Source organism: Cryobacterium sp. PH31-O1, assembly GCF_030063455.1.
Classification (GTDB): Bacteria; Actinomycetota; Actinomycetes; order Actinomycetales; family Microbacteriaceae; genus Cryobacterium.
On the sequence record NZ_JASITB010000003.1, the window covers coordinates 307,692 to 326,903 of the forward strand.

General features: G+C 65.5%; 20 protein-coding genes. 9 read left to right on the forward strand and 11 right to left on the reverse strand.

Annotation, left to right across the window (positions count from 1 at the left end; all coding sequences use genetic code 11):
* Positions 1-305: 305 nt before the first annotated feature.
* Positions 306-1,025: an iron-dependent transcriptional repressor DtxR gene (locus tag QMK31_RS08690; RefSeq protein ID WP_283500549.1), complete on the reverse strand. Its 720-nt coding sequence runs from the start codon at positions 1,023-1,025 to the stop codon at positions 306-308.
* Between the two features lie 132 nt (positions 1,026-1,157).
* On the opposite strand from QMK31_RS08690, the gene serC reads away from it, so the two are divergent.
* Positions 1,158-2,276, forward strand: a complete 1,119-nt coding sequence (gene serC, locus QMK31_RS08695) for a phosphoserine transaminase (RefSeq protein WP_283500550.1) — start codon at positions 1,158-1,160, stop codon at positions 2,274-2,276.
* Positions 2,277-2,441: 165 nt separating this feature from the next.
* On the opposite strand, the gene QMK31_RS08705 is transcribed toward serC, so the two are convergent.
* Together QMK31_RS08705 and QMK31_RS08710 are read right to left on the reverse strand one after the other, a co-directional pair.
* Positions 2,442-3,149 carry a DUF3027 domain-containing protein gene (locus QMK31_RS08705; RefSeq protein WP_283500552.1) on the reverse strand — a complete coding sequence of 236 codons (708 nt, stop codon included), beginning with the start codon at positions 3,147-3,149 and terminating at the stop codon, positions 2,442-2,444.
* Positions 3,142-3,522 (reverse strand): cold-shock protein, encoded by a 381-nt coding sequence (locus QMK31_RS08710; protein ID WP_283500553.1) that lies wholly within the window; start codon positions 3,520-3,522, stop codon positions 3,142-3,144. The genes QMK31_RS08705 and QMK31_RS08710 overlap by 8 nt, the downstream gene beginning before the upstream one ends.
* Positions 3,523-3,615: 93 nt before the next feature.
* Between QMK31_RS08710 and QMK31_RS08715 the strand changes: the two genes are divergently transcribed.
* The 3 genes from QMK31_RS08715 to QMK31_RS08725 all read left to right on the forward strand — a co-directional run bounded on the left by QMK31_RS08715 (position 3,616) and on the right by QMK31_RS08725 (position 7,557).
* Complete coding sequence (locus tag QMK31_RS08715) at positions 3,616-3,906, forward strand: hypothetical protein (protein WP_283500554.1); 291 nt, start codon at positions 3,616-3,618, stop codon at positions 3,904-3,906.
* 29 nt (positions 3,907-3,935) lie between these two features.
* Positions 3,936-5,798 carry a helicase-associated domain-containing protein gene (locus tag QMK31_RS08720; RefSeq protein WP_283500555.1) on the forward strand — a complete coding sequence of 621 codons (1,863 nt, stop codon included), beginning with the start codon at positions 3,936-3,938 and terminating at the stop codon, positions 5,796-5,798.
* A 103-nt stretch (positions 5,799-5,901) separates the two neighbouring features.
* A complete protein-coding gene (locus QMK31_RS08725) occupies positions 5,902-7,557 on the forward strand; it encodes a DNA repair helicase XPB (RefSeq protein ID WP_283500556.1) in 1,656 nt (551 codons plus the stop codon).
* Between the two features lie 146 nt (positions 7,558-7,703).
* Here QMK31_RS08725 and QMK31_RS08730 read toward each other — a convergent pair whose 3' ends face one another.
* Together QMK31_RS08730 and folP are read right to left on the reverse strand one after the other, a co-directional pair.
* On the reverse strand, positions 7,704-8,429 hold the full coding sequence (locus tag QMK31_RS08730; RefSeq protein WP_283500557.1) for a pyrimidine reductase family protein: 726 nt from the start codon (positions 8,427-8,429) through the stop codon (positions 7,704-7,706).
* Positions 8,429-9,337, reverse strand: a complete 909-nt coding sequence (folP, locus tag QMK31_RS08735; RefSeq protein ID WP_283500558.1) for a dihydropteroate synthase — start codon at positions 9,335-9,337, stop codon at positions 8,429-8,431. The genes QMK31_RS08730 and folP overlap by 1 nt, the downstream gene beginning before the upstream one ends.
* A 142-nt stretch (positions 9,338-9,479) precedes the next feature.
* Between folP and QMK31_RS08740 the strand changes: the two genes are divergently transcribed.
* The 3 genes from QMK31_RS08740 to QMK31_RS08750 all read left to right on the forward strand — a co-directional run bounded on the left by QMK31_RS08740 (position 9,480) and on the right by QMK31_RS08750 (position 12,374).
* Positions 9,480-10,172: a response regulator transcription factor gene (locus QMK31_RS08740; RefSeq protein WP_092112483.1), complete on the forward strand. Its 693-nt coding sequence runs from the start codon at positions 9,480-9,482 to the stop codon at positions 10,170-10,172.
* A gap of 47 nt (positions 10,173-10,219) precedes the next feature.
* Positions 10,220-11,959, forward strand: a complete 1,740-nt coding sequence (locus QMK31_RS08745; protein WP_283500559.1) for a sensor histidine kinase — start codon at positions 10,220-10,222, stop codon at positions 11,957-11,959.
* A 124-nt stretch (positions 11,960-12,083) separates the two neighbouring features.
* The gene (locus QMK31_RS08750) at positions 12,084-12,374 is read left to right on the forward strand and encodes a WXG100 family type VII secretion target (protein ID WP_283500560.1); all 291 of its coding nucleotides are present in this window, start codon (positions 12,084-12,086) and stop codon (positions 12,372-12,374) included.
* 158 nt (positions 12,375-12,532) lie between these two features.
* Here the strand turns inward: QMK31_RS08750 and groL are convergent, their stop codons facing one another.
* From groL to QMK31_RS08775, 5 genes are all read right to left on the reverse strand, one after another.
* On the reverse strand, positions 12,533-14,161 hold the full coding sequence (groL, locus tag QMK31_RS08755) for a chaperonin GroEL (RefSeq protein ID WP_283500561.1): 1,629 nt from the start codon (positions 14,159-14,161) through the stop codon (positions 12,533-12,535).
* A 141-nt stretch (positions 14,162-14,302) separates the two neighbouring features.
* Positions 14,303-15,358, reverse strand: coding sequence for a DUF3048 domain-containing protein (locus tag QMK31_RS08760; protein ID WP_283500562.1), 1,056 nt, complete (start codon positions 15,356-15,358; stop codon positions 14,303-14,305).
* Between the two features lie 70 nt (positions 15,359-15,428).
* Positions 15,429-15,632, reverse strand: coding sequence for a cold-shock protein (locus QMK31_RS08765; protein ID WP_035834941.1), 204 nt, complete (start codon positions 15,630-15,632; stop codon positions 15,429-15,431).
* Positions 15,633-15,913: 281 nt separating this feature from the next.
* A complete protein-coding gene (locus QMK31_RS08770) occupies positions 15,914-16,477 on the reverse strand; it encodes a LytR C-terminal domain-containing protein (protein WP_283500563.1) in 564 nt (187 codons plus the stop codon).
* 81 nt (positions 16,478-16,558) lie between these two features.
* Complete coding sequence (locus QMK31_RS08775) at positions 16,559-16,888, reverse strand: DUF3263 domain-containing protein (protein ID WP_283500564.1); 330 nt, start codon at positions 16,886-16,888, stop codon at positions 16,559-16,561.
* Between the two features lie 231 nt (positions 16,889-17,119).
* Here QMK31_RS08775 and msrB point away from each other — a divergent pair, with 231 nt between their 5' ends.
* Both msrB and QMK31_RS08785 read left to right on the forward strand, forming a co-directional pair.
* A complete protein-coding gene (gene msrB, locus QMK31_RS08780; protein WP_134503994.1) occupies positions 17,120-17,521 on the forward strand; it encodes a peptide-methionine (R)-S-oxide reductase MsrB in 402 nt (133 codons plus the stop codon).
* 4 nt (positions 17,522-17,525) lie between these two features.
* Positions 17,526-18,080: a nitroreductase family protein gene (locus QMK31_RS08785; RefSeq protein WP_283500565.1), complete on the forward strand. Its 555-nt coding sequence runs from the start codon at positions 17,526-17,528 to the stop codon at positions 18,078-18,080.
* A gap of 55 nt (positions 18,081-18,135) precedes the next feature.
* On the opposite strand, the gene QMK31_RS08790 is transcribed toward QMK31_RS08785, so the two are convergent.
* Positions 18,136-19,134: a DMT family transporter gene (locus QMK31_RS08790; RefSeq protein ID WP_283500566.1), complete on the reverse strand. Its 999-nt coding sequence runs from the start codon at positions 19,132-19,134 to the stop codon at positions 18,136-18,138.
* Positions 19,135-19,212 lie beyond the last annotated feature (78 nt).

Genomic DNA, 19,212 nt, shown 5'->3' on the forward strand with positions numbered 1-19,212 from the left:
AGCCCACGCCTGGGCCTTCTCGGTCCTAATGCAGCCAAAGTTTTAACCTCCGGCGCCTCGACAACGCTAGGTCGTTGTCCCGTCCACTTCGCTAATCGCGGGTGTGTTCCGAATCAAGAGACGGGGTAAGAAGGCGTCTTGACTAGAGTCCTTCGACCGTTTCTGGTCTGTGGGACATCCTCGAGGCTACAAGAAGCCCACCCATTTGTCACCCTGAAACGGCACTTTTCTAACGGATTGGTAACGGCCGCTCGAAAAGGCGAGACGACTGGCACGATTCATCGAACGCGCAACCGTACGCAATGTCAGTGAGCGACCGGGATGTAGCCGGTCGGTGTGGTGACGAAAATATGGCTCGCAACCTCGTTCGGCAATTCCAGACCGGCACCGAAACCCTCGACCTGTACCAGAACGTACGATCCCGCGGCCGAGAACACGCCGCTCGCGCCCGGCATGACCCCACTCTGCTTGAGCTGCAGCAGCAGCTCGGGGTCGAACTGCACAGGTTCACCGAGACGCCGGATGACCGCGGTCACCGGCACGGTCGAACTCGCCACCACCGACAGCACGTTGGTCACTCCGGCCATGAATGCGACCGCCGGCGAATCGCCGAGCTCGTCGAGGCCGGGGATCGGGTTGCCGTAGGGAGATTCCGTGGGGTGGCCGAGCATCTCCAAAATCTTGCGTTCGACCTGCTCGCTCATCACGTGCTCCCAGCGGCAGGCTTCGTCGTGCACGAACTCCCACTCGAGGCCGATCACGTCGCTTAGAAGTCGTTCGGCCAGGCGATGCTTGCGCATGACGTGCACGGCCTTGCTGCGCCCGGCGGGGGTCAGTTCCAAGTGTCGATCACCGGAGACGACGACGAGGCCGTCACGTTCCATGCGTGCGACGGTCTGCGAAACCGTCGGGCCGGAGTGCCCCAGGCGTTCGGAGATCCGTGCCCGCAGCGGCACGATCTGTTCTTCCTCCAGATCAAGGATCGTGCGGAGATACATTTCGGTGGTGTCGATCAGATCGCTCATCCGCAGCCCTTCATTCGGCTCGTGCGTGCACCGTTCGTCGAGTGACGAGGCGATGCTCCGGTGGCGGCCTCGGCCGGGCCCGCACAGCGTCACAAGCCTACCCGCCCCCGGCTGGGCAACTAGAATCGCCGTATGGCCGACCTACTGATACCCACCGATCTGCTCCCCCTCGACGGACGATTCGGCTGCGGCCCATCGAAAATCCGGCGGGAACAGCTCGATCACCTGCTCGGATTCGGCACCGGAGTGCTCGGCACCTCGCACCGCCAGGCACCCGTGAAAGACCTGGTCGGTCGCGTACGCGCCGGCCTGGGCGAACTTTTCCGAATTCCTGACGGCTACGAAGTCGTGCTCGGCAACGGCGGCTCGACCGCCTTTTGGGACGCCGCAGCGTTCTCCCTCATTGAAAAGCGCGCCCAAAACCTGGTCTTCGGCGAGTTCGGCGGCAAGTTCGCCAAGGCGGCCGCCGCCCCGTGGCTCGAAGCCCCCGACGTGATCAAGGCCGACACCGGCTCACGCAGCGATTTCGTTGTGACGGGCGGCATCGACGTCTACGCCTGGCCCCAGAACGAGACCTCGACCGGCGTGATGGCTCCGGTCACCCGGGTCGCCGGCGACGCCGGCGCCCTCACCGTTATCGACGCGACGAGCGCGGCGGCCGGCATCGACTTCGACGCCAGCCAGGCCGACGTTTACTACTTCGCCCCGCAGAAAAACCTCGCCTCCGACGGTGGCCTGTGGATCGCACTGTTCTCCCCGGCCGCCCTCGAGCGGGTTGAACGAATCGCGGCGAGCGGCCGGTACATTCCGGAATTTCTCAGCCTCAAGAATGCCGTCGACAACTCGCGCCTGAATCAGACGCTGAACACGCCGGCCCTCAGCACGCTGCTGCTGATGGAGAACCAGATCGACTGGATCAACCAGAGCGGCGGACTGGAGTGGGCGTCTGCGCGAACGCAGGCGTCATCATCCGTTCTGTATGACTGGGCGAAGAGCGTGGATTACGCGACTCCGTTCGTGGCCGACCCCACGCACCGCTCGCAGGTCGTCGTGACGATCGACTTCGACGACGCCATCGACGCCTCCGCTATCAGCAAGACCCTGCGCGCCAACGGCATCGTCGACACCGAGCCCTATCGCAAGCTCGGCCGCAATCAGCTGCGCGTCGCGACCTTCACCGCGATCGACCCCGAAGACGTCAAAAAGCTCGTGGCCTCGATCGAGCACGTCGTCGGACACCTCGGAAACTAGCAGGAACAGGATCGGGTCATGCGTCTTTGGTTAAAGGACAGCGAGCGTCGGCCCGATCCGCTGCCCGCGAGAACGGATGCCCGCAAGGCGCTGCTCGTGGGCACCCTGCTCTGGCTGATCGCTCTGGGCGCCGCCCTCATCACCCAGTGGACGACGCCAGAAGCGTCAGGGTCGGCGAGCGCGCCGGGAGCGGGTTGGTGGCTGTGGTGCACCGTGATCGGTGTCGCCCTCGGCCTTGGCGGTCTCGCCTGGGTTCAGTTGCGCCGCCGCTAACGCCTCATCGAAGTCGATGCCGTCGAGGGCATCCAGGGCGTCGAGCGAGTCGTCCGCGTCGTCCTCGACCGACTCCGCGTCGTCATCCGCGTCATCTTCCTCCGAGCCGTCATCTTCCTCCGAGCCGGCGGAGTCATCATCTGAGTCGTCTTCTGACTCGTCGTCATCTGAATCGTCGTCGTAGTCGGCATCCGCTTCTGTGCCGCCGTCGCCGTCGCCGTCGCCGTCGCCGTCGAGGAGACGATCCGACCACGGCACCCATTCGGGCGCGAGCAGTGAGTCGTCGCCGGGCGTGAGTTCGGTTTCCAGAACCTTCGGCTGAGAATTCTCATCGACCCGCGCGAGGCTGACGGTCCAACGCCAGCCCGGGTAGCCGGTCATCAGACAGTCAAAGAGCAGCGACACGACGAGGTCGCCCTCGTCGATGTGGCCGATGACCTCACCGATCGTGTCGTCGGTCGTTATCTCCAACAGCGCTGTGCGGGCCAGGTCGACGGCCGCAAGCAGGGTGGCATCGGTCGGCTTTGGGTGCTGCGTGTCGGTCGGCTGCGTGTCGGTCGGCTGCGTGTCGGTCGGCTGCGTGTCCGTCAGGTCAGGCATCCAGTTCCTCGGCGACCTTGCGGAGCATCGCCGCGATCTTCTTGCTGTGGCTCGACTCAGGATAGCGGCCGCGCTTGAGGTTGGTGCCGATCCCGTCGAGCAGCTTCACCAGATCTTCCACGATGATGGCCATGTCGTCGGCCGGCTTGCGGTTGATCTTGCTCAGGCTCGGCGGTACCTCGATCACGCGTACCGAGAGTGCCTGGGCACCGCGTTTACCGTCGGCGATTCCGAATTCGAGCTTCGCGCCGGCCTTGACGGTTACGCCGGAGGGCAGGGCGGAAGCGTGGAGGAAGACCTCTTGACCGTCATCGGATGTGATGAAGCCAAAGCCTTTCTCCTCGTCGTAAAACTTGACCTTGCCGGTGGGCATCTGAACCTCACTGAGTTTTGGGCGCACAGAATTGTGCGCGGTGTGAACCAAGCATATTCGGTTGCAACGCCGACGTGCCCGTATCCTTAGTACGTGACCAATCAAACTCCACAACCCGTCAGCCGGCTCGCTGTTAGTCGAACGGAGCGCGTTCTCGCTTACATGGTGGCGAGCGTGGTGGGGCTATCGATTCTCGCGTTCCTCGCGGTGATCATCGCGACGGCCGTGGGTGTGGGCGAAAATGACGGGTTCAGCCGTGGCATCTGGCCGCCGATTTTCATCCTTCCGCTGTACGGCCTGCCGGTCGGGTTCGTTCTCATCATCACGTTGATGATTTCTGTGGGAGCTCGCCGCAGTCGCGAAGCTCGACGAGACCGCGAGTAATGCTCGGCCTCGCATCGAGACTTCGGGCTTTGCCCGACGCCGAGCTGCGGCGCGTGATCCGGGCGCGCGGCGTGACGGCGAGCGGCATCCACGACTTCTTCGATCTTGCTGAGGCGTTGCTTGATTCAAGCAGTGTGCAGGTGGCTTTGAGCCATCTCGACCGCGCAACGCTCGCCGTCCTGGCCGTGGCCGGGCAGCTCACGAGCAGCAATTCTGTTCCGTCCCTGAACGCGGTGGCCAACCGACTGTGCGAGTTGGGGTCGGTTGAGGTCGCGCTCAACGATGTGGCCCGGCGGGTCGACACCCTGCATGCTCTACTGCTCGCCGACCACACCGACGGATGCGCCATCCCCTACGACGCTGTCTCGGCACACCTCGCGACGTGGCCGGCCCAGGGTTTGCCGGGTGCCGTCGAACTCGCAACCGCGCTCCCCCCGGCGAGCCTGCCCGCCGTTCCCCACACGGAGATCACCTTCATTGACCAGCTCGCTGCTGAGCGCGTTTTCGCGGTCGTGTCGTCGATCGCCGAGCTGGTCAACGAACTGAGCCGGGAGCCCGCCAGGCAGCTCAGCCGCGGCGGGCTCGGCCTGCCCGACACCAAACGCCTGGCCGCCGTCATGTCGGTTGAACTCGACCTGGTCGCACCGATCGTCGCCCTGGCGGCGCGGGCCGATCTGCTGGCCCGCTCCGACGGGTACTGGATGGAAACCGAGGCCGGCGAAGCCTGGCTGCTCGAACGCACGACCCTGCGCTGGGCCGCGCTGGCCGCCGCCTGGCAGACGGCGCTGCCGCCCATCGTGGCCGAAATTCTGCCGCAGCAGGCCGGTCTGCACTGGGGCGACGGCCTCACCGCGTTCATCGCCTGGCTGTACCCGGCCGGCGGCGAGTGGATGCTGTCCCAACTGACCGAGTTCGCCCGCGACGCCGAGTTGCTCGGCATCACGACCCACGACACCACGAGCACGGCCGGCGCCAGTGTGCTGCGCGGCGACCTGGAAGCGGCCGTCGCCACCATGGCGACCGCCCTGCCGACCGAAGTCGGTGCCGTGTATCTGCAGCACGACCTGTCGATCGTCGCGCCCGGTCCGCTCGCGCCGTCGATCGACTCCCGACTGCGCGGTCTCGCCGACGTTGAGAGCAGGGAACTGGCGACGAGTTACCGCATCACCGCGGCATCCGTCAATCGCGCCCTTGCCGCGGGCGAGAACGCCGCGACGCTGCTCGCCTTTCTCGCGTCGATCTCGCTCACCGGAATTCCGCAGCCGGTCGATTACCTCATCAACGAATCGGCCTCCCGGTACGGTCGGGTACGGGTCGGCAGCCAGGGAGGCGGACCGCACGCACAGGTCCGCCCGCCCGACGGCGATACCGTCTATCTGAGCTACGTCTCCTCGGCCGATGCCGCGCTGCTCGGCACCATTGCCGTGGACCAGACGCTCGCGCCGATCGGGCTTGTGCGCGCCGACGACGGCCAGCACCTGCTCAGCCGTTTCGCGGGAGACGCCGTGTTCTGGGCGCTCAGCGACGCGCGCTATCCGGTCGCCGCCGAAGACGATCTGGGCGAAATCGTGCACCTGCGCCGCCACCAGATTGCTCGGGTCGTCGTGACGCCAACAGTCGATACCGCTCTCACCCTGGTCGAGAAGCTGCGGCTCGGCGCCGAAAGTGGCGTTTCGGTAGCGGATGCCTGGCTCGCCCGCCAGCTTGACACCGCCATCAAGGCCAAACAGGCCATTCTGGTCAGCATCGCCATGCCCGGTGGCGCGGTGGTGGACTATCTGCTCGAACCGGCCAGCGTCAGCAACGGACGCTTTCGGGCCCGCGACCGGCGCGCGGATATCGAGCGCACCCTGCCGCTGAAAAGCATCCTCAGCATCACCCCGGTGCCCTGACTCGCTGCCCGGGCCCGGCGGCAGCACTGACGAGAGCCGCGAGCGCGCGCAATGGCCACCCGCCGAACGGGACCCGTCACTGACGAGAGTAGGATTAGGCGCTATGTCTGATGGCCCCCTGATTGTGCAAAGTGACCGCACGGTGTTGCTCGAAGTCGCGCACCCTCTCGCCGAGGATGCTCGCCACGACCTCGCCGTTTTCGCCGAGCTGGAACGCGCGCCCGAACACATCCACACCTATCGCATCACGCGGCTGGGCCTGTGGAATGCCCGTGCGGCCGGCCATGGCGCGGCCGACATGCTCGCGACGCTGACGAAGTATTCCAAGTTCGCCATACCGCAAACGGTCAGCGTCGACATCACGGAGACGGTCGGTCGCTATGGCCGGCTCGTCATCGAACGCGACGCCGAGGGCGCCCTCGTGCTGCACAGCAGCGACCAGGCAGTGCTCACCGAAATAGCAGGAGCCAAGCGCATCGCACCGCTGCTGATCGGGCATCCGTCGCCGGAGTCTTACCTGATCGAGCCCTGGGCCCGCGGCCAGCTCAAGCAGGAGCTTGTGAAGCTCGGCTGGCCGGCTGAAGACCTCGCCGGGTACACGCCAGGCACCCCGCACGACATCTCCCTCAAGGAAGACGGCTGGGCGCTGCGCGACTACCAGAACAAGGCCGTCGCAAGCTTTTTCGATGGCGGCAGCGGCGTGGTCGTGCTGCCCTGCGGCGCCGGTAAGACCCTCGTCGGTGCCGGGGCCATGGCCACCGCGAAGACCAACACGCTCATTCTGGTGACCAACACGGTCTCGGCCCGGCAGTGGCGGGACGAGCTGCTCAAGCGCACCACGCTGACGCCGGAAGAGATCGGCGAGTACTCCGGCCAGGTGAAAGAGGTCAAGCCGGTTACCATCGCAACGTACCAAATTCTCACCGCGAAGCGCAAGGGCGAGTACGCCCACCTCGAACTGCTCGACGCCATGGACTGGGGCCTGGTGATCTACGACGAGGTGCACCTGTTGCCCGCTCCCGTGTTCAAGCTCACCGCCGAGCTGCAGGCCCGCCGCCGCCTCGGCCTCACGGCCACGCTCGTGCGCGAGGACGGCCGCGAGGGCGACGTGTTCAGCCTGATCGGCCCGAAGCGCTTCGACGCCCCGTGGAAGGAGATCGAAGCCCAGGGCTTCATCTCCCCCGCCAACTGCTACGAGGTGCGCATCGACCTGCCGCAGTCAGAGCGGCTCAGCTACGCCGCGGCGGCCGACGATGAGCGTTACCGTCTGGCTGCGACCGCTCCGGCCAAGCTCGGTGTGGTGCAGGCTCTGATCAAAAAGCACGAGGGCGAACGCATCCTCGTGATCGGCCAGTACCTCGACCAGATCGACGAGCTCGCCGAGGTGCTGAACGCTCCTCAGCTCACCGGTGCCACGCCGATCGACGAACGCGAACGGCTGTACCAGGCGTTTCGGGTGGGCGAGGTGAAGGTGCTCGTCGTGTCGAAGGTCGCGAACTTCTCGGTCGACCTGCCCGAGGCCACCGTGGCCATCCAGGTGTCGGGCTCATTCGGCTCCCGCCAGGAGGAGGCCCAGCGCCTCGGCCGCCTACTGCGCCCCAAGGAGTCCGGTCTTTCCGCGAACTTCTATACCCTCGTCGCCCGCGACACGGTCGATCAGGACTTCGCGCAGAACCGGCAGCGCTTTCTCGCCGAACAGGGCTACAGCTACACGATCCTCGACTCGCAGAGCCTCGAGGCCCAGTCCCTGCCCGTCTGACCCGTATCACCACGGACGGGGCCTGGGCCCCGTCCCACTGGTCCACCCGTGGGTTTTCGTGCCGAGCCGTGAGTTTTCGCGGGTGAAACGTTTGAATCGACCGAAGACTCACGGGTCGATGAACTCACTGGCCTGCGAACTTTGATCTAGGAGCTTTCGGGGCGCGCGTAGCGCAGAAACAGCATGTCACCGGCGCGCAGCACGTGCAGCAGCTCCATGGCGCGGGTGACTGCGATCGCCCCGACGGCGATGCGCCCGGCGGAGCCGCCCTCGAGCAGGGGGCTCAAGCTCAGACAGAGCTCATCGACCCGGTCGGCCGCGACGAGGTCGCCGAACAGGTGCGGTCCGCCCTCGCAGAGAATCTGGGGCAGGCCGCGGGCGGCGAGCGCTGCCACGAGCAGTCTCGGGTCGATGGCGTGCTCACCACAGACGATTACGTCGGCTACCGCGGCGAGCGCAACTCGCCGGTCGGTCGGCGCCGCAGCGTGAGTGAGCACGAGCGGTCGGGTCACGGCTTTGGTGAAGACCGAATGCCCCGGGTCGAGATCCAGGCGCCCCGACACGATCGCCACGGGCGGCTGGGCGGAGAGGCCGTGGGCGACTCGCCAGGCGGCGTCTTCTGCCGTCATTCGAATGCCGCCGTAGCCCTCGGCGCGCACCGTTCCGGCACCGACAAGAATCACGTCGGTGAGTAGTCGCAGCACGTCGAAGACAATCTTGTCGTCGGCATTGTTCAGGCCGCCACTGAGCCCCTCGTGCGTTGCGGCGCCGTCGAGGCTCGCAATGAAGTTGACCCGCACCCGGGGTGTGAGGCGATCAGGCACCCGGTAGCGTTCGATCAGTTCGGCCCGTTGGGGCAGCTCGGCGCGCATCAGGGGAGGTTGTGACGCTCGTAGGCTGGCTTGCGAAACCCGAGGATGGCCTCGGTCATGCGCACGGCGTCGACGGCGGCCCGCACGTTGTGCATGCGCACGATGCGAGCTCCCTGCAGAATGCAGACCGTCATGGCCGCCAGGGAACCCTCGACCCGCTCGCCGCGCGGCCGGTCGAGGCTCTCCCCCACGAAGTCTTTGTTGGAGACGGCCACGAGAGTTGGCAAGCCGAGCCCGGTTATCTCACCGAGCCGCCGGGTAAGTTCGAGGGAGTGTCGGGTGGTTTTGTTGAGGTCGTGGCCCGGATCGATAATGATGCGCTCGGGCGGCACCCCGCGCCCGACGGCGCGCTCCACCCGAGCGAACAGAAACGCGCTGACCTCGGCGACAACATCGTCGTAGTGCGGCGCCGGGTAGGGCATCCGCGGTGCAGCCAGGCTGTGCGTGATCACCAGGGTGGCGTCGCTGTCGGTGACGACGTCGGCCATGGCCGGATCGTGCACCCCCGTCGTGTCGTTGATCACGTGCGCTCCGGCGGCGATACTCGCGGCCGCCACTGCCGGGTGGAAGGTGTCGACCGAGATGACCACGCCAGAGCCCCGCAGCGCCTCGACCACCGGCACCACCCGCTCGATCTCCTGCGCGATCGGCACGGCCGGCCCTGGCGCAAATTTGGCCCCACCGATATCGATCCAGTCGGCCCCGTCGGCGATGGCCTGATGGGCCGCCATAACGGATGCGTCGAGCGCGAACGTTGCGCCCTGGTCATAGAACGAGTCCGGCGTGCGGTTGATGATGGCCATCACCGCCACTTCGCGATCGAAGTCGAAGGTTCGGCCGCCGATCAGCCGGCGCGGGGCATCCATTTGAGGCAGCGTCAGTGCCGTGCCGGTTCTCGTGTGGGTCATTGCGGTCCTCACCTGTAAACACATCAATCGTGCTCCTCCATCATGTCGGTAAACCTGGCGACATCACGGTTATCGACCGCCGATCGCAGCACACACCGTTCACTCTCAGCAAAGCTCCAGCTAACGCGCAGATACTGGGGGAATGACTGACGGCCCCCGCATCCTTATCGTCGACGACGAACCCAATATCCGCGACCTCCTCACTACCAGCCTCCGTTTCGCCGGCTTCGCCGTGCGCGCCGTTGGCAACGGCGCACAGGCCATCTCGGCCGTGCTCGAAGAGGAACCCGACCTCATCATCCTCGACGTCATGCTGCCGGACATGAACGGTTTCGGCGTCACCAAGCGCCTGCGTTCGGCCGGTTACACCGCGCCCATCCTCTTTCTCACCGCCAAAGACGACACCGAAGACAAGATCACCGGCCTCACCGTCGGCGGCGACGACTACGTCACGAAGCCGTTCAGCCTCGACGAGATCGTCGCCCGCATCAAGGCTATTCTGCGTCGCACCATGCACGCCGACGAAGATGCCGTCATCCGCGCCGGCGAGCTCACCATGGATCAGGACACCCACGAGGTTCTCGTGGGCACCGAAGCCATCGAACTGAGCCCGACCGAGTTCAAACTGCTGCGCTACCTCATGCTCAACCCCAACCGGGTGCTCTCGAAGGCGCAGATCCTCGACCATGTCTGGGAGTACGACTTCAACGGTGACGCCGGAATCGTGGAAAGCTACATCTCCTACCTGCGCCGCAAGGTGGATGTGCACTCGAGCGAACCGCTCATCCAGACCAAGCGTGGCTTCGGCTACATGCTCAAGGCTGCCAAGGCTTAGTCACAGCATTCCTTATACACAGCGAGCTTTCGTAGACTAAAGCCCTTATGCACGAAACCCTGTCGAGACGGTGGAGCAGCATCTCCCTCCGTTCCAAGATCACCGGCGTCACGGTGCTGATGCTCACGCTCGGCCTGCTCGTTTCGGGCATCGGTACCATGGCCATGCTCAAGCAGTACGTGGTGACCCAGGTCGACACTCAGCTGCAGGTAGACACGCAAACCGCGCTCAGCGGCTACTCGTCGAGCGTGTTCTCGCAGGGTGACACCGAAGGCGTCGCCTCGGACTACTTCGTGGCACTGTACAACCAGGACGGCGCCCTGATCACCCGCACCTGGCAGGAACGCGACCACGCGGAGCTGCCGGTTGTCGGCATGCCCCTTGACCTCAGACGGGTTTCGCAGCTCGACGGTCAGATTCAGTCCCTGTGGGATGCCGCCCACGACACCGAGTTCCACGCGATCATGGTTCCCGTTGTGATCAGCCCCACCGGCACCTATGGCACCCTCGTCATGGCCGTGTCGCTGCGGCCGACCGAGAACACCATGGCCACCTACCTCACGATCTTTCTGGGCTTTGGCGCCGGGGTCGTGCTGATCGGCGCCATGCTCACCCGGGTACTCGTCACGACCACCTTCGTTCCGCTGCGTGAGGCCGAGCAGACCGCCGCAGCCATCGCCGACGGTGACTTCAGCCAGCGGCTCGGCGGCGCTACCCCGAACACCGAGGTCGGTCGGCTCAACCGTTCGCTCAACATCATGCTCAGCCGCATCGACCGGGCTTTCAAAGACCGAGCCCGTACCATCGACCAGATGCGTCGTTTCGTCGGCGATGCGAGCCACGAACTGCGCACCCCCCTCGTCTCGGTGCGCGGCTACGCCGAGCTGTACCGCATGGGTGCGCTGCAGACACCCGAAGACGTCGCGCAGGCGATGGAACGCATTGAGAAAGAAGCCATTCGCATGGGCGGGCTGGTCGAGGACCTGCTCGAACTGGCCAGGCTTGACGAGACCAAGCCGCTGGCTCTCACCCCTGTCGACCTCGTGCCGCTCGCTCGCGACGCGGCCCTCGACGCCATGGCGAGTTCCCCGGGCCGCCAGGTTACCGTGCTCACTCCCCCGCCGGTGATCGGACCGCTCGAAACAGATCTCGACGCCGATCACGACCGACACGACGACTCCGGTGAGATCGCGGCATTCGACCACGACGCGTCGGAGAGCGTCACCACCGGCGCGATCACCCGGCCGGCCGGAAACGGGCCGCCGACCGGGGCCATCGCCTTCGCCGGTGCCACCCTGGCCCGGCTGCGCACCCGCAAGCCGCGTCGGGGCAGCGCCGTACTGCCCGACACTGACCTGACCGTGCTGCCGGTCGAGCCGCAGCTGCCGCCGATCGTGATGGCCGAAGAGAACAAGATTCGCCAGGTCATCACCAACCTCATGGGCAATGCGATGCGTTTCACCGCCACCGACAGCCCGATCGAACTTGAGGTCATGGTTGACCCGCGCACCCAGCGCGCCTCCATCGCCGTGATCGATCACGGCGAAGGCATCCCGCCGCAGATTCGGGAAAAGATCTTCCAGCGGTTCTGGCGGGCCGACTCCTCCCGCGCCCGCGAAACCGGCGGCAGCGGCCTCGGACTCGCCATCGTCGCCGCAATCATCGCCAGCCACCACGGCACCGTCGACGTCGTCGAGACTCCGGGCGGCGGCGCTACCTTCCGCGTCTCGCTCCCGCTCGCCGGCGCGCCGAACGCGCCGCAGCACGCGCAACCCGTCATCCCGTAGGGACTCCTCCCCAGACGGGGGCGGGAGGCATCCGCTCACAGAAGTGGGCGTATCAAACGGATGCCCTCGCTTGCCTTCTACTCTCACAGTCATCAACCACTGTTATGTAGGAGAAGGGCACACCATGACGAGCTTCCAGGTCGACAGCGAGGCGGTGCAGAGCACCGCGAGCACAGCCCGGGGAACCATCGCGCGCGTGCAGGCGGATGTCGGCGATCTCAACACCCAGTTGACCAGCCTGGAAGGGTTCTGGACCGGCCAGGCCTCCGCAGCTTTTCAGGGGGCCTTCGCCGAGTGGCGGGGCATGCACCAGCAACTGGAGGAGAGCCTGACCCTGCTCAACCAGGCGTTGAGCGTAGCTGGCCAACAGTACGCCGAGACCGAGCAGGCCAACACGCGGCTCTTTGCACGGTAACCTCGGCGCAGAAGACGTTGAGCTGCACCGAGGTGTGAGTCTCAGCGCATTTCTCGCGAAGAATGCGCTCACACTCACACCTCGGCGGCTGCAGATAAAAAAGTGGGCGCCTCCCGAAGGAGACGCCCACTCTGTCGTGCTGGTCTAGCTGGCGGGACCTAGAAGTCCATGCCACCCGAGGGGTCGCCGGCCGGAGCCGAGTTCTTCTCGGGCTTGTCGGCAACGACGGCCTCGGTGGTGAGGAACAGTCCGGCAATCGACGCAGCGTTGAGCAGCGCGGAGCGGGTGACCTTCACCGGGTCATTGATACCGGCAGCGATCATGTCAACGTACTCGCCGGTGGCGGCGTTGAGGCCCCATCCGACGGGCAGGTTGCGCACCTTGTCGGCGACAACGCCCGGCTCCATGCCGGCGTTGAGCGCGATCTGCTTGAGCGGAGCGTCGATGGCAACACGCACGATGTTCGCACCCGTTGCCTCGTCGCCGACGAGGTCAAGGACGGCCTTGCTCTCGAATGCGGTCTTGCCGGCCTGGATGAGTGCAACGCCACCACCGGCGACGATGCCCTCTTCGACGGCAGCCTTGGCGTTACGCACTGCATCTTCGATGCGGTGCTTACGCTCCTTGAGCTCAACCTCCGTTGCGGCTCCGGCCTTGATGACAGCAACGCCGCCAGCAAGCTTGGCCAGACGCTCCTGGAGCTTCTCGCGGTCGTAGTCGCTGTCGGTGTTCTCGATCTCGGCACGAATCTGCGAAACGCGACCGGCGATGGCTTCGACGTCGCCGGCACCCTCAACGATCGTTGTCTCGTCCTTGGTGATGACGACCTTGCGGGCGTTACCAAGCAGGTCGAGCGTGACGTTCTCGAGCTTGAGGCCGACCTCTTCCGAGATGACCTGTCCACCGGTGAGGATGGCGATGTCCTGCAGCTGAGCCTTGCGACGGTCACCGAAGCCCGGAGCCTTGACGGCGACGGACTTGAAAATGCCACGGATCTTGTTCACAACGAGCGTGGCCAGGGCCTCGCCGTCGACGTCTTCCGCGATGATGAGAAGCTGCTTGCCGGTCTGGATGACCTTGTCCACGATGGGAAGCAGGTCCTTGATGTTGGAGACCTTGGAGTTGACGATCAGGATGTAGGGGTCTTCGAACACCGCTTCCTGACGGTCGGGGTCGGTGACGAAGTACGCCGACAGGAAGCCCTTGTCGAAGCGCATGCCCTCCGTGAGCTCGAGTTCGGTGCCGAAGGTGTTCGACTCCTCAACGGTGACAACACCTTCCTTGCCGACCTTGTCGATGGCCTCGGCGATGATCGCGCCGATTTCGGGGTCGCCGGCGGAGATGGAAGCGGTTGCCGCGATCTCTTCCTTGGTTTCGATCTCCTTGGCGCTGGCGATGAGCTCGGCGATGACAGCTGCCGTCGCCTTCTCGATGCCGCGCTTCAGGCTGATCGGGTCGGCGCCGGCTGCGACGTTGCGCAGGCCTTCGCGAACCAGGGCCTGGGCGAGCACGGTTGCGGTGGTCGTGCCGTCGCCGGCTACGTCATCCGTCTTCTTGGCGACCTCTTTGACGAGTTCCGCACCGATCTTCTCGTACGGGTCGTCGAGCTCGATCTCCTTGGCGATGGACACACCGTCGTTGGTGATCGTGGGGGCGCCCCACTTCTTCTCCAGAACGACGTTGCGGCCGCGCGGGCCGAGGGTGACCTTGACGGTGTCAGCGAGAATGTTCAGGCCGCGCTCAAGCCCACGACGGGCCTCTTCATTGAATGCAATGATTTTTGCCATATGTGTAACTCGTCCCTCCCGGACGTTCCAAACGATGATGGGGGTTAGCACTCAGATGACGAGAGTGCTAAGACGATTCTGGCACTCTGGGGTCGAGAGTGCAAGCGAGCATCGAGGTGGACTGCGCCTCTCTGCGGACGGTCAGGGAACGAGGTCGACCGAGCCGGTGCCGTTGGGCACGAGCTGAAACCAGGTATTGCCCGGTGCCAGCCGAATAGTCACTCCGTTGGCGTCGACCAGGCTGATCGGCGAGGTCTGGGAGTCCTTGCTCCAGGTGGCCGCGAGTGTCTTGCCGCCGGTCGAGATCGACGCTTCACCGGAGGCGATGAGCTCGGTCTTGGGGATGCTCTGGTCTACGGTGACGTTCACCCGCAGCACGACGACGTTGGTAGCCCCCAGCTGAGAGCCTTCCGCAGTCAGGTCCGGTGCGCCGTCCTGCCCGCGCAGGTAGGCGGCCGCTTCGGCATTCCACGTCCAGCTGCGGGCGCTGGAGTCCGAGAACCGGGTGTTGATCACCGAGATCGGCGCGCCGTCCACCACAGCGGATGCCCCGGCGAGCGTGGCCGCATAGGCATACTGCTGCGCGGGCGGCGCGACGGAGGCATTGCGGTTAACGAACTCGGACGCGGCGAGGATGACGTTGTGTGGGGCGGCCGTGGCCTTTGATCGGGAGAACAGGCCGGTCGTGTCGTAGTCGAAGATGGCGCTGATCTGGCCGGTCGCATTCATCGCGTCGACGAACCGCTGCTGACCGCCAGAGAAAGCCACGAGGCCTCCAAACGGGGCGATGATGTCGGGGTCCATCGGCCGGATCGACCGCACCGGGCCGACCTGGTCGGGAATGTTGGATTGCCACACCGCGACGTAGCGGGTGATTCCGCCCTCGACCAGCTCTTCGAACACGAGGTCGGTACGGTCGATCCCGACCTGCGGGCGGGCAGCAACGTGGTTGTCGACCTTGGCCGCCAGCGAGGGGTGCGCCGACGACCCGGCCGCCACGGTGAGTCCCGTCAACGGGGTGATTTCTGTGGCATCGGGGGTGACATAGCCCGAAGCCCAGGCTGCGGTCGTCGGCGTCTTGGTGGGCGTCGCGCTACTGCCGGTGCATCCGCTCAACAGCAGTGCCGGCACGATAAGAGCGAGCAGTCCCGCTGTCTTCAACGGCAAAGCTGGGCGGGCGGTCTTTTTCTTGGTCACCCTCAAACACTAATGCCGCCCGTTGCAGCGGGCGGCATTAGGCGGGGGACAGACCCCATTGCGGGGTGGGTCAGGCCGGTCGAACCGATTCAGCCTGGGGGCCTTTCGCTCCGGCACCGACCTCGAAGACGACCTGCTGGCCTTCTTCGAGTACCTTGTACCCGCTCATATCAATGGCGGAATAGTGCACGAAGACATCTTGCCCTCCCCCATCGACAGTGATGAAGCCGAAACCCTTTTCAGCGTTGAACCATTTAACGGTTCCGTTCGCCATGTGTTACTCCTTGCTCAATTTCGACGGCACAGCCCATTGGCGGTTCCGGGCCCTGCCGCAGAGACTGCGTCATTTCGTGCGAGCAGCAAATCCCCGAGAGCAAGTCTTCTGTTGCAAGTTACCTACTGGTGCAAGTTACCTTGGGCGAGCGTTCCTGATCCGGGCGGGTATTGCCCGAACAAAATGTGTGACCAAAACCAGATATTACTGAAGTCACCGCAGAAGAAAAGGGGCTTGACGAATCAAAAAATGACCAGTAGATATTAATGTTCGACTGTGGGTCAGCCCTCGGGCGAAACGTAGTCGTTGCCCACGACGACGGTCAGGGCGGCATCCGATTCGCTGAAGACGGTAGAGACCACGATCTTCGAGCCCGGCAGCGAGGCAGCGAGGCCGCGAGCGGCGCCCTCCTGGCTGGTATCGGCGTAGTAGATCACCGTGGTCGGCTCGGTGTTGGTACTCGCGTTGCCGGTACCGCTGACCACCCAGCCGGCCGCGACGAGCGTGTCACTGACGGATGCCGCGACCCCGTCATTCGCGGAGCCGTTCAGCACGTTCACGGTTAGCTCCGGGTCGACGGTCGGCTCGGCGGTGGGGATGACGCTTTCGGTGGGGGTCGGCGTCGAACTGGCCGACGACAACCCCGGAAGGTTGGAGAAGTCGAGGCGATTATTGATCGCGAAGATGCCGACGACGCCCACGACGATCAGCAGCACGGTAGCGCCGAGCGCCCACCAGAACCCGATCCAGCCGCGACCCCTCTTGCCGGGTGCGCGGTGGGCACCAACCCGGTCGAGGGCATGCGTGTGGGTGTCGAAGCGGTCTTTGGCAAATTTTCGCGCCATGTTGGTTGGATCCTTGGTTGGCCGGCCGGGCCGGAATTGGACGAGACGCGAGGCCCCGTGCTGGCGGAAAGCGGTCAGGTGCTAGTCAGGGGCGGGAAGCGAACGACTGGCGCGTGCCTCGGATCGCGCGGAACGCATCCGCTGCAGCCGGTTTACGAGTATCGGGTCAAAGGCCAATGCAAGCGGTGAATCGACCAGAGCCCCCAATAGTTGATAGTACCGGGCGGCCGAGAGGCCGAAAGTGGCGCGGATAGCCTCCTCCTTGGCGCCAACGTGCCGCCACCACTGCCGCTCGAAGGCCAGAACTGCCTGGTCGCGGTCGCTCAACTGGGCTGCGGCGGCGGACGCGGGCACCGTACCGGATGGTGTCGTACTGACGGGTGGCTCCGTCGTCGGTGTTCTCTCGCTCATTGATAATCTCTCCCCCAAGAAAGTTTCGACGGGTTCTCCGCCGGGCTCATCCTATTTGGGAGCGGCTGGATGTTGCCTCCGGCACGCCCGGAACGGCGCAGCCGGGCGTGCCGGAGGCCGTGCAAACACTGCGAAACGGCCAGGCTCGGAATGCGCGTGCGACCGCGCGAGTTTAGGCTGGGTAGACGCTGTTCGTGGCAACGAGCAGCCGGAACGAAGGGAAAGTTTTTCATGGACTACGCAATCAAAAAGTCAAGCGACGAGTGGCGCTCCGAACTGGGCCCGGAGAAGTTCGCGGTACTGCGGGAAGCCGGTACCGAACGCCCCGGAACGGGCGAACTGCTCGACGAGGAGCGTGCCGGTACCTACACCTGTGGCGCGTGTAATGCGGAGCTGTTCAAGAGCGGCACCAAGTTCGATTCCGGCTGCGGCTGGCCGAGCTTCTACGAGTCGGTGCGGCCCGAAGCGGTCGAATTGCTCGAAGACCGCTCGCTCGGCAGTGTGCGCACCGAGGTACGCTGCGCGAATTGCGGCTCGCATCTGGGGCACGTTTTTCCCGACGGATTCGGCACCCCGACCGGCGATCGGTACTGCATGAACTCGATCTCGCTCAATTTCACGCCCGCCGAGTAGGCAGGTGTCATCTTCGGCGGTCTTCCATGCCGTCAACGGCCGGCGCAGCTACTCGCGGGTGACATCGCTCGCGCCTACGCGCGCCGAGCTGCTGCCGCTCGTGGCGGCAGCAGCTCGGGTGGCCGATCACGGCGCGCTGCGGCCGTGGCGTCTGCTCGAGCTGCGCGGCGCGACGCGGGAGCGGTTGGGAGCGGCGTTTGTGGCGGCATCCGCTTGTGAGGGTGTGGAAGCTCTGAACCTGGCAGGCAAGCCGCTGCGGGCTCCACTGCTGCTGGCGGTCATCGCTTCCCGGCGGGTGAGCTTCAAGGTGGCCGATTGGGAGCAGGATGCGGTCGCGGCTGGTGTCGCGCACGTGCTCACGTTGCTGCTCGAAGACGCCGGCTGGGGCGCGATGTGGCGCACCGGCCCGCTTGTGCGCTCGGCGGCGGTGCGGGAGCTGCACGGCCTCGGCGACGAGGAGGAGCTGCTCGGGTGGTTGTATGTCGGCGGGATTCCGGCCGATTGCAAGCCGGGCGTGCGGTTGTCGATCGATCCCGGGGAGTTCTTAGGGGTTCTGTAGATTTTCGTCGCTGGCCAACCTTGGGCACCGGGCGTGGCCTGCACGCACGGCGAGGTCAGGCGCGGGCGTGACCGGGACGGCGCCAGCGCACGGCGGCGATGACGACGGCCATAAGGGCGAGGGCTGTGCCGGCAATGGTCGTGACGCCGAGCGGATGCCCCTGGGTGGGCGCGAGCAGGTCCAGCGCCAGGGCACAGACCAGCTGGCCGGCCACAATGCACAGGCCCAGCATGAGCACCCCGGTGGTGCGCACGACGAGCGCGGCGCCGGCGATGAAGATGCAGCCGATCACGCCGCCGGTGTAGAGCCACGGGTTGCCCGGAAGGTTTAGTGCGAAGCCGACCAGCAGTCCGTGCACGAGCGCGGCGAGAACGAGGGCGATGCTGCCGGTGAGAAAATTCAGGAAGGTCGCCGTGAGCGCGCTCCGCGCTGTGACCCGCACCTGACCGTTGACGGCCTGCTGCCAGCCCTGGCCGATGCCGGCGATCACGGGCAGCGCGAGCAGCCAGAGCGCGTCGCTGCCGCGCAGTTCGCCGCTCACCGTGAAGCCGACAGCGACCAAAGCGAGCAGCGCACCGACGATTTTGGAGGCGTGCAGCGGTCGGCGACCGCCTGGTCCGATGCCGAACCGGTCCATGAGTACGCCGCTCACGGTCTGGCCGGCCACGACGGCGACGGTGAACAGGGCGATGCCGAGGGGAGCGGCGACGAGTCCCTGCGAGAGTACGAACAGGGCGCCGGCCAGGCCGCCGAGCAGGTGCCACCAGGACAGGTGTTTCGTTTTAACGGCGCGGGCGACGAGTTGCAGGCCGCGGCGTCCGCGGCGGAACACGATGAGGCCCAGGCTGAGAATGACCAGGCCGGAGCCGAAGGAGATGACGGCGGCGGTGAATCCATCGCCGATCTGGTGCCCGAGCTCGCCGTTCACCCGGGATTGCACGGCGTACAGGGCGCCGATCAGCACCGAGAAGACGAGGGCCAGCCAGACCGGCACAGCGGATACGGCCGGAGCGGCCGTGGTATCCGTTCGGGTCTCTGCGCGGGTGGGGGTCACGTGGCAATACTACGAGACGAGGGGCGGGCGCTGCCCGATCGGGCAGCAATCTCCCCCCGGGCCCACCCTATGACCACG

Bases quoted from the DNA above. Each gene is read 5' to 3' on its own strand.
- QMK31_RS08740 (WP_092112483.1), top strand. From the start codon at position 9,480: ATGACTGACGGCCCCCGCATCCTTATCGTCGACGACGAACCCAATATC.
- QMK31_RS08710 (WP_283500553.1), bottom strand. From the start codon at position 3,522: ATGCCCACCGGCAAGGTCAAGTTTTACGACGAGGAGAAAGGCTTTGGC.
- msrB (WP_134503994.1), top strand. From the start codon at position 17,120: ATGGACTACGCAATCAAAAAGTCAAGCGACGAGTGGCGCTCCGAACTG.
- groL (WP_283500561.1), bottom strand. From the start codon at position 14,161: ATGGCAAAAATCATTGCATTCAATGAAGAGGCCCGTCGTGGGCTTGAG.
- folP (WP_283500558.1), bottom strand. From the start codon at position 9,337: ATGACCCACACGAGAACCGGCACGGCACTGACGCTGCCTCAAATGGAT.
- QMK31_RS08750 (WP_283500560.1), top strand. From the start codon at position 12,084: ATGACGAGCTTCCAGGTCGACAGCGAGGCGGTGCAGAGCACCGCGAGC.
- QMK31_RS08725 (WP_283500556.1), top strand. From the start codon at position 5,902: ATGTCTGATGGCCCCCTGATTGTGCAAAGTGACCGCACGGTGTTGCTC.
- QMK31_RS08745 (WP_283500559.1), top strand. From the start codon at position 10,220: ATGCACGAAACCCTGTCGAGACGGTGGAGCAGCATCTCCCTCCGTTCC.
- QMK31_RS08730 (WP_283500557.1), bottom strand. From the start codon at position 8,429: ATGCGCGCCGAGCTGCCCCAACGGGCCGAACTGATCGAACGCTACCGG.
- serC (WP_283500550.1), top strand. From the start codon at position 1,158: ATGGCCGACCTACTGATACCCACCGATCTGCTCCCCCTCGACGGACGA.
- QMK31_RS08690 (WP_283500549.1), bottom strand. From the start codon at position 1,025: ATGAGCGATCTGATCGACACCACCGAAATGTATCTCCGCACGATCCTT.
- QMK31_RS08765 (WP_035834941.1), bottom strand. From the start codon at position 15,632: ATGGCGAACGGAACCGTTAAATGGTTCAACGCTGAAAAGGGTTTCGGC.
- QMK31_RS08775 (WP_283500564.1), bottom strand. From the start codon at position 16,888: ATGAGCGAGAGAACACCGACGACGGAGCCACCCGTCAGTACGACACCA.
- QMK31_RS08770 (WP_283500563.1), bottom strand. From the start codon at position 16,477: ATGGCGCGAAAATTTGCCAAAGACCGCTTCGACACCCACACGCATGCC.
- QMK31_RS08705 (WP_283500552.1), bottom strand. From the start codon at position 3,149: ATGCCTGACCTGACGGACACGCAGCCGACCGACACGCAGCCGACCGAC.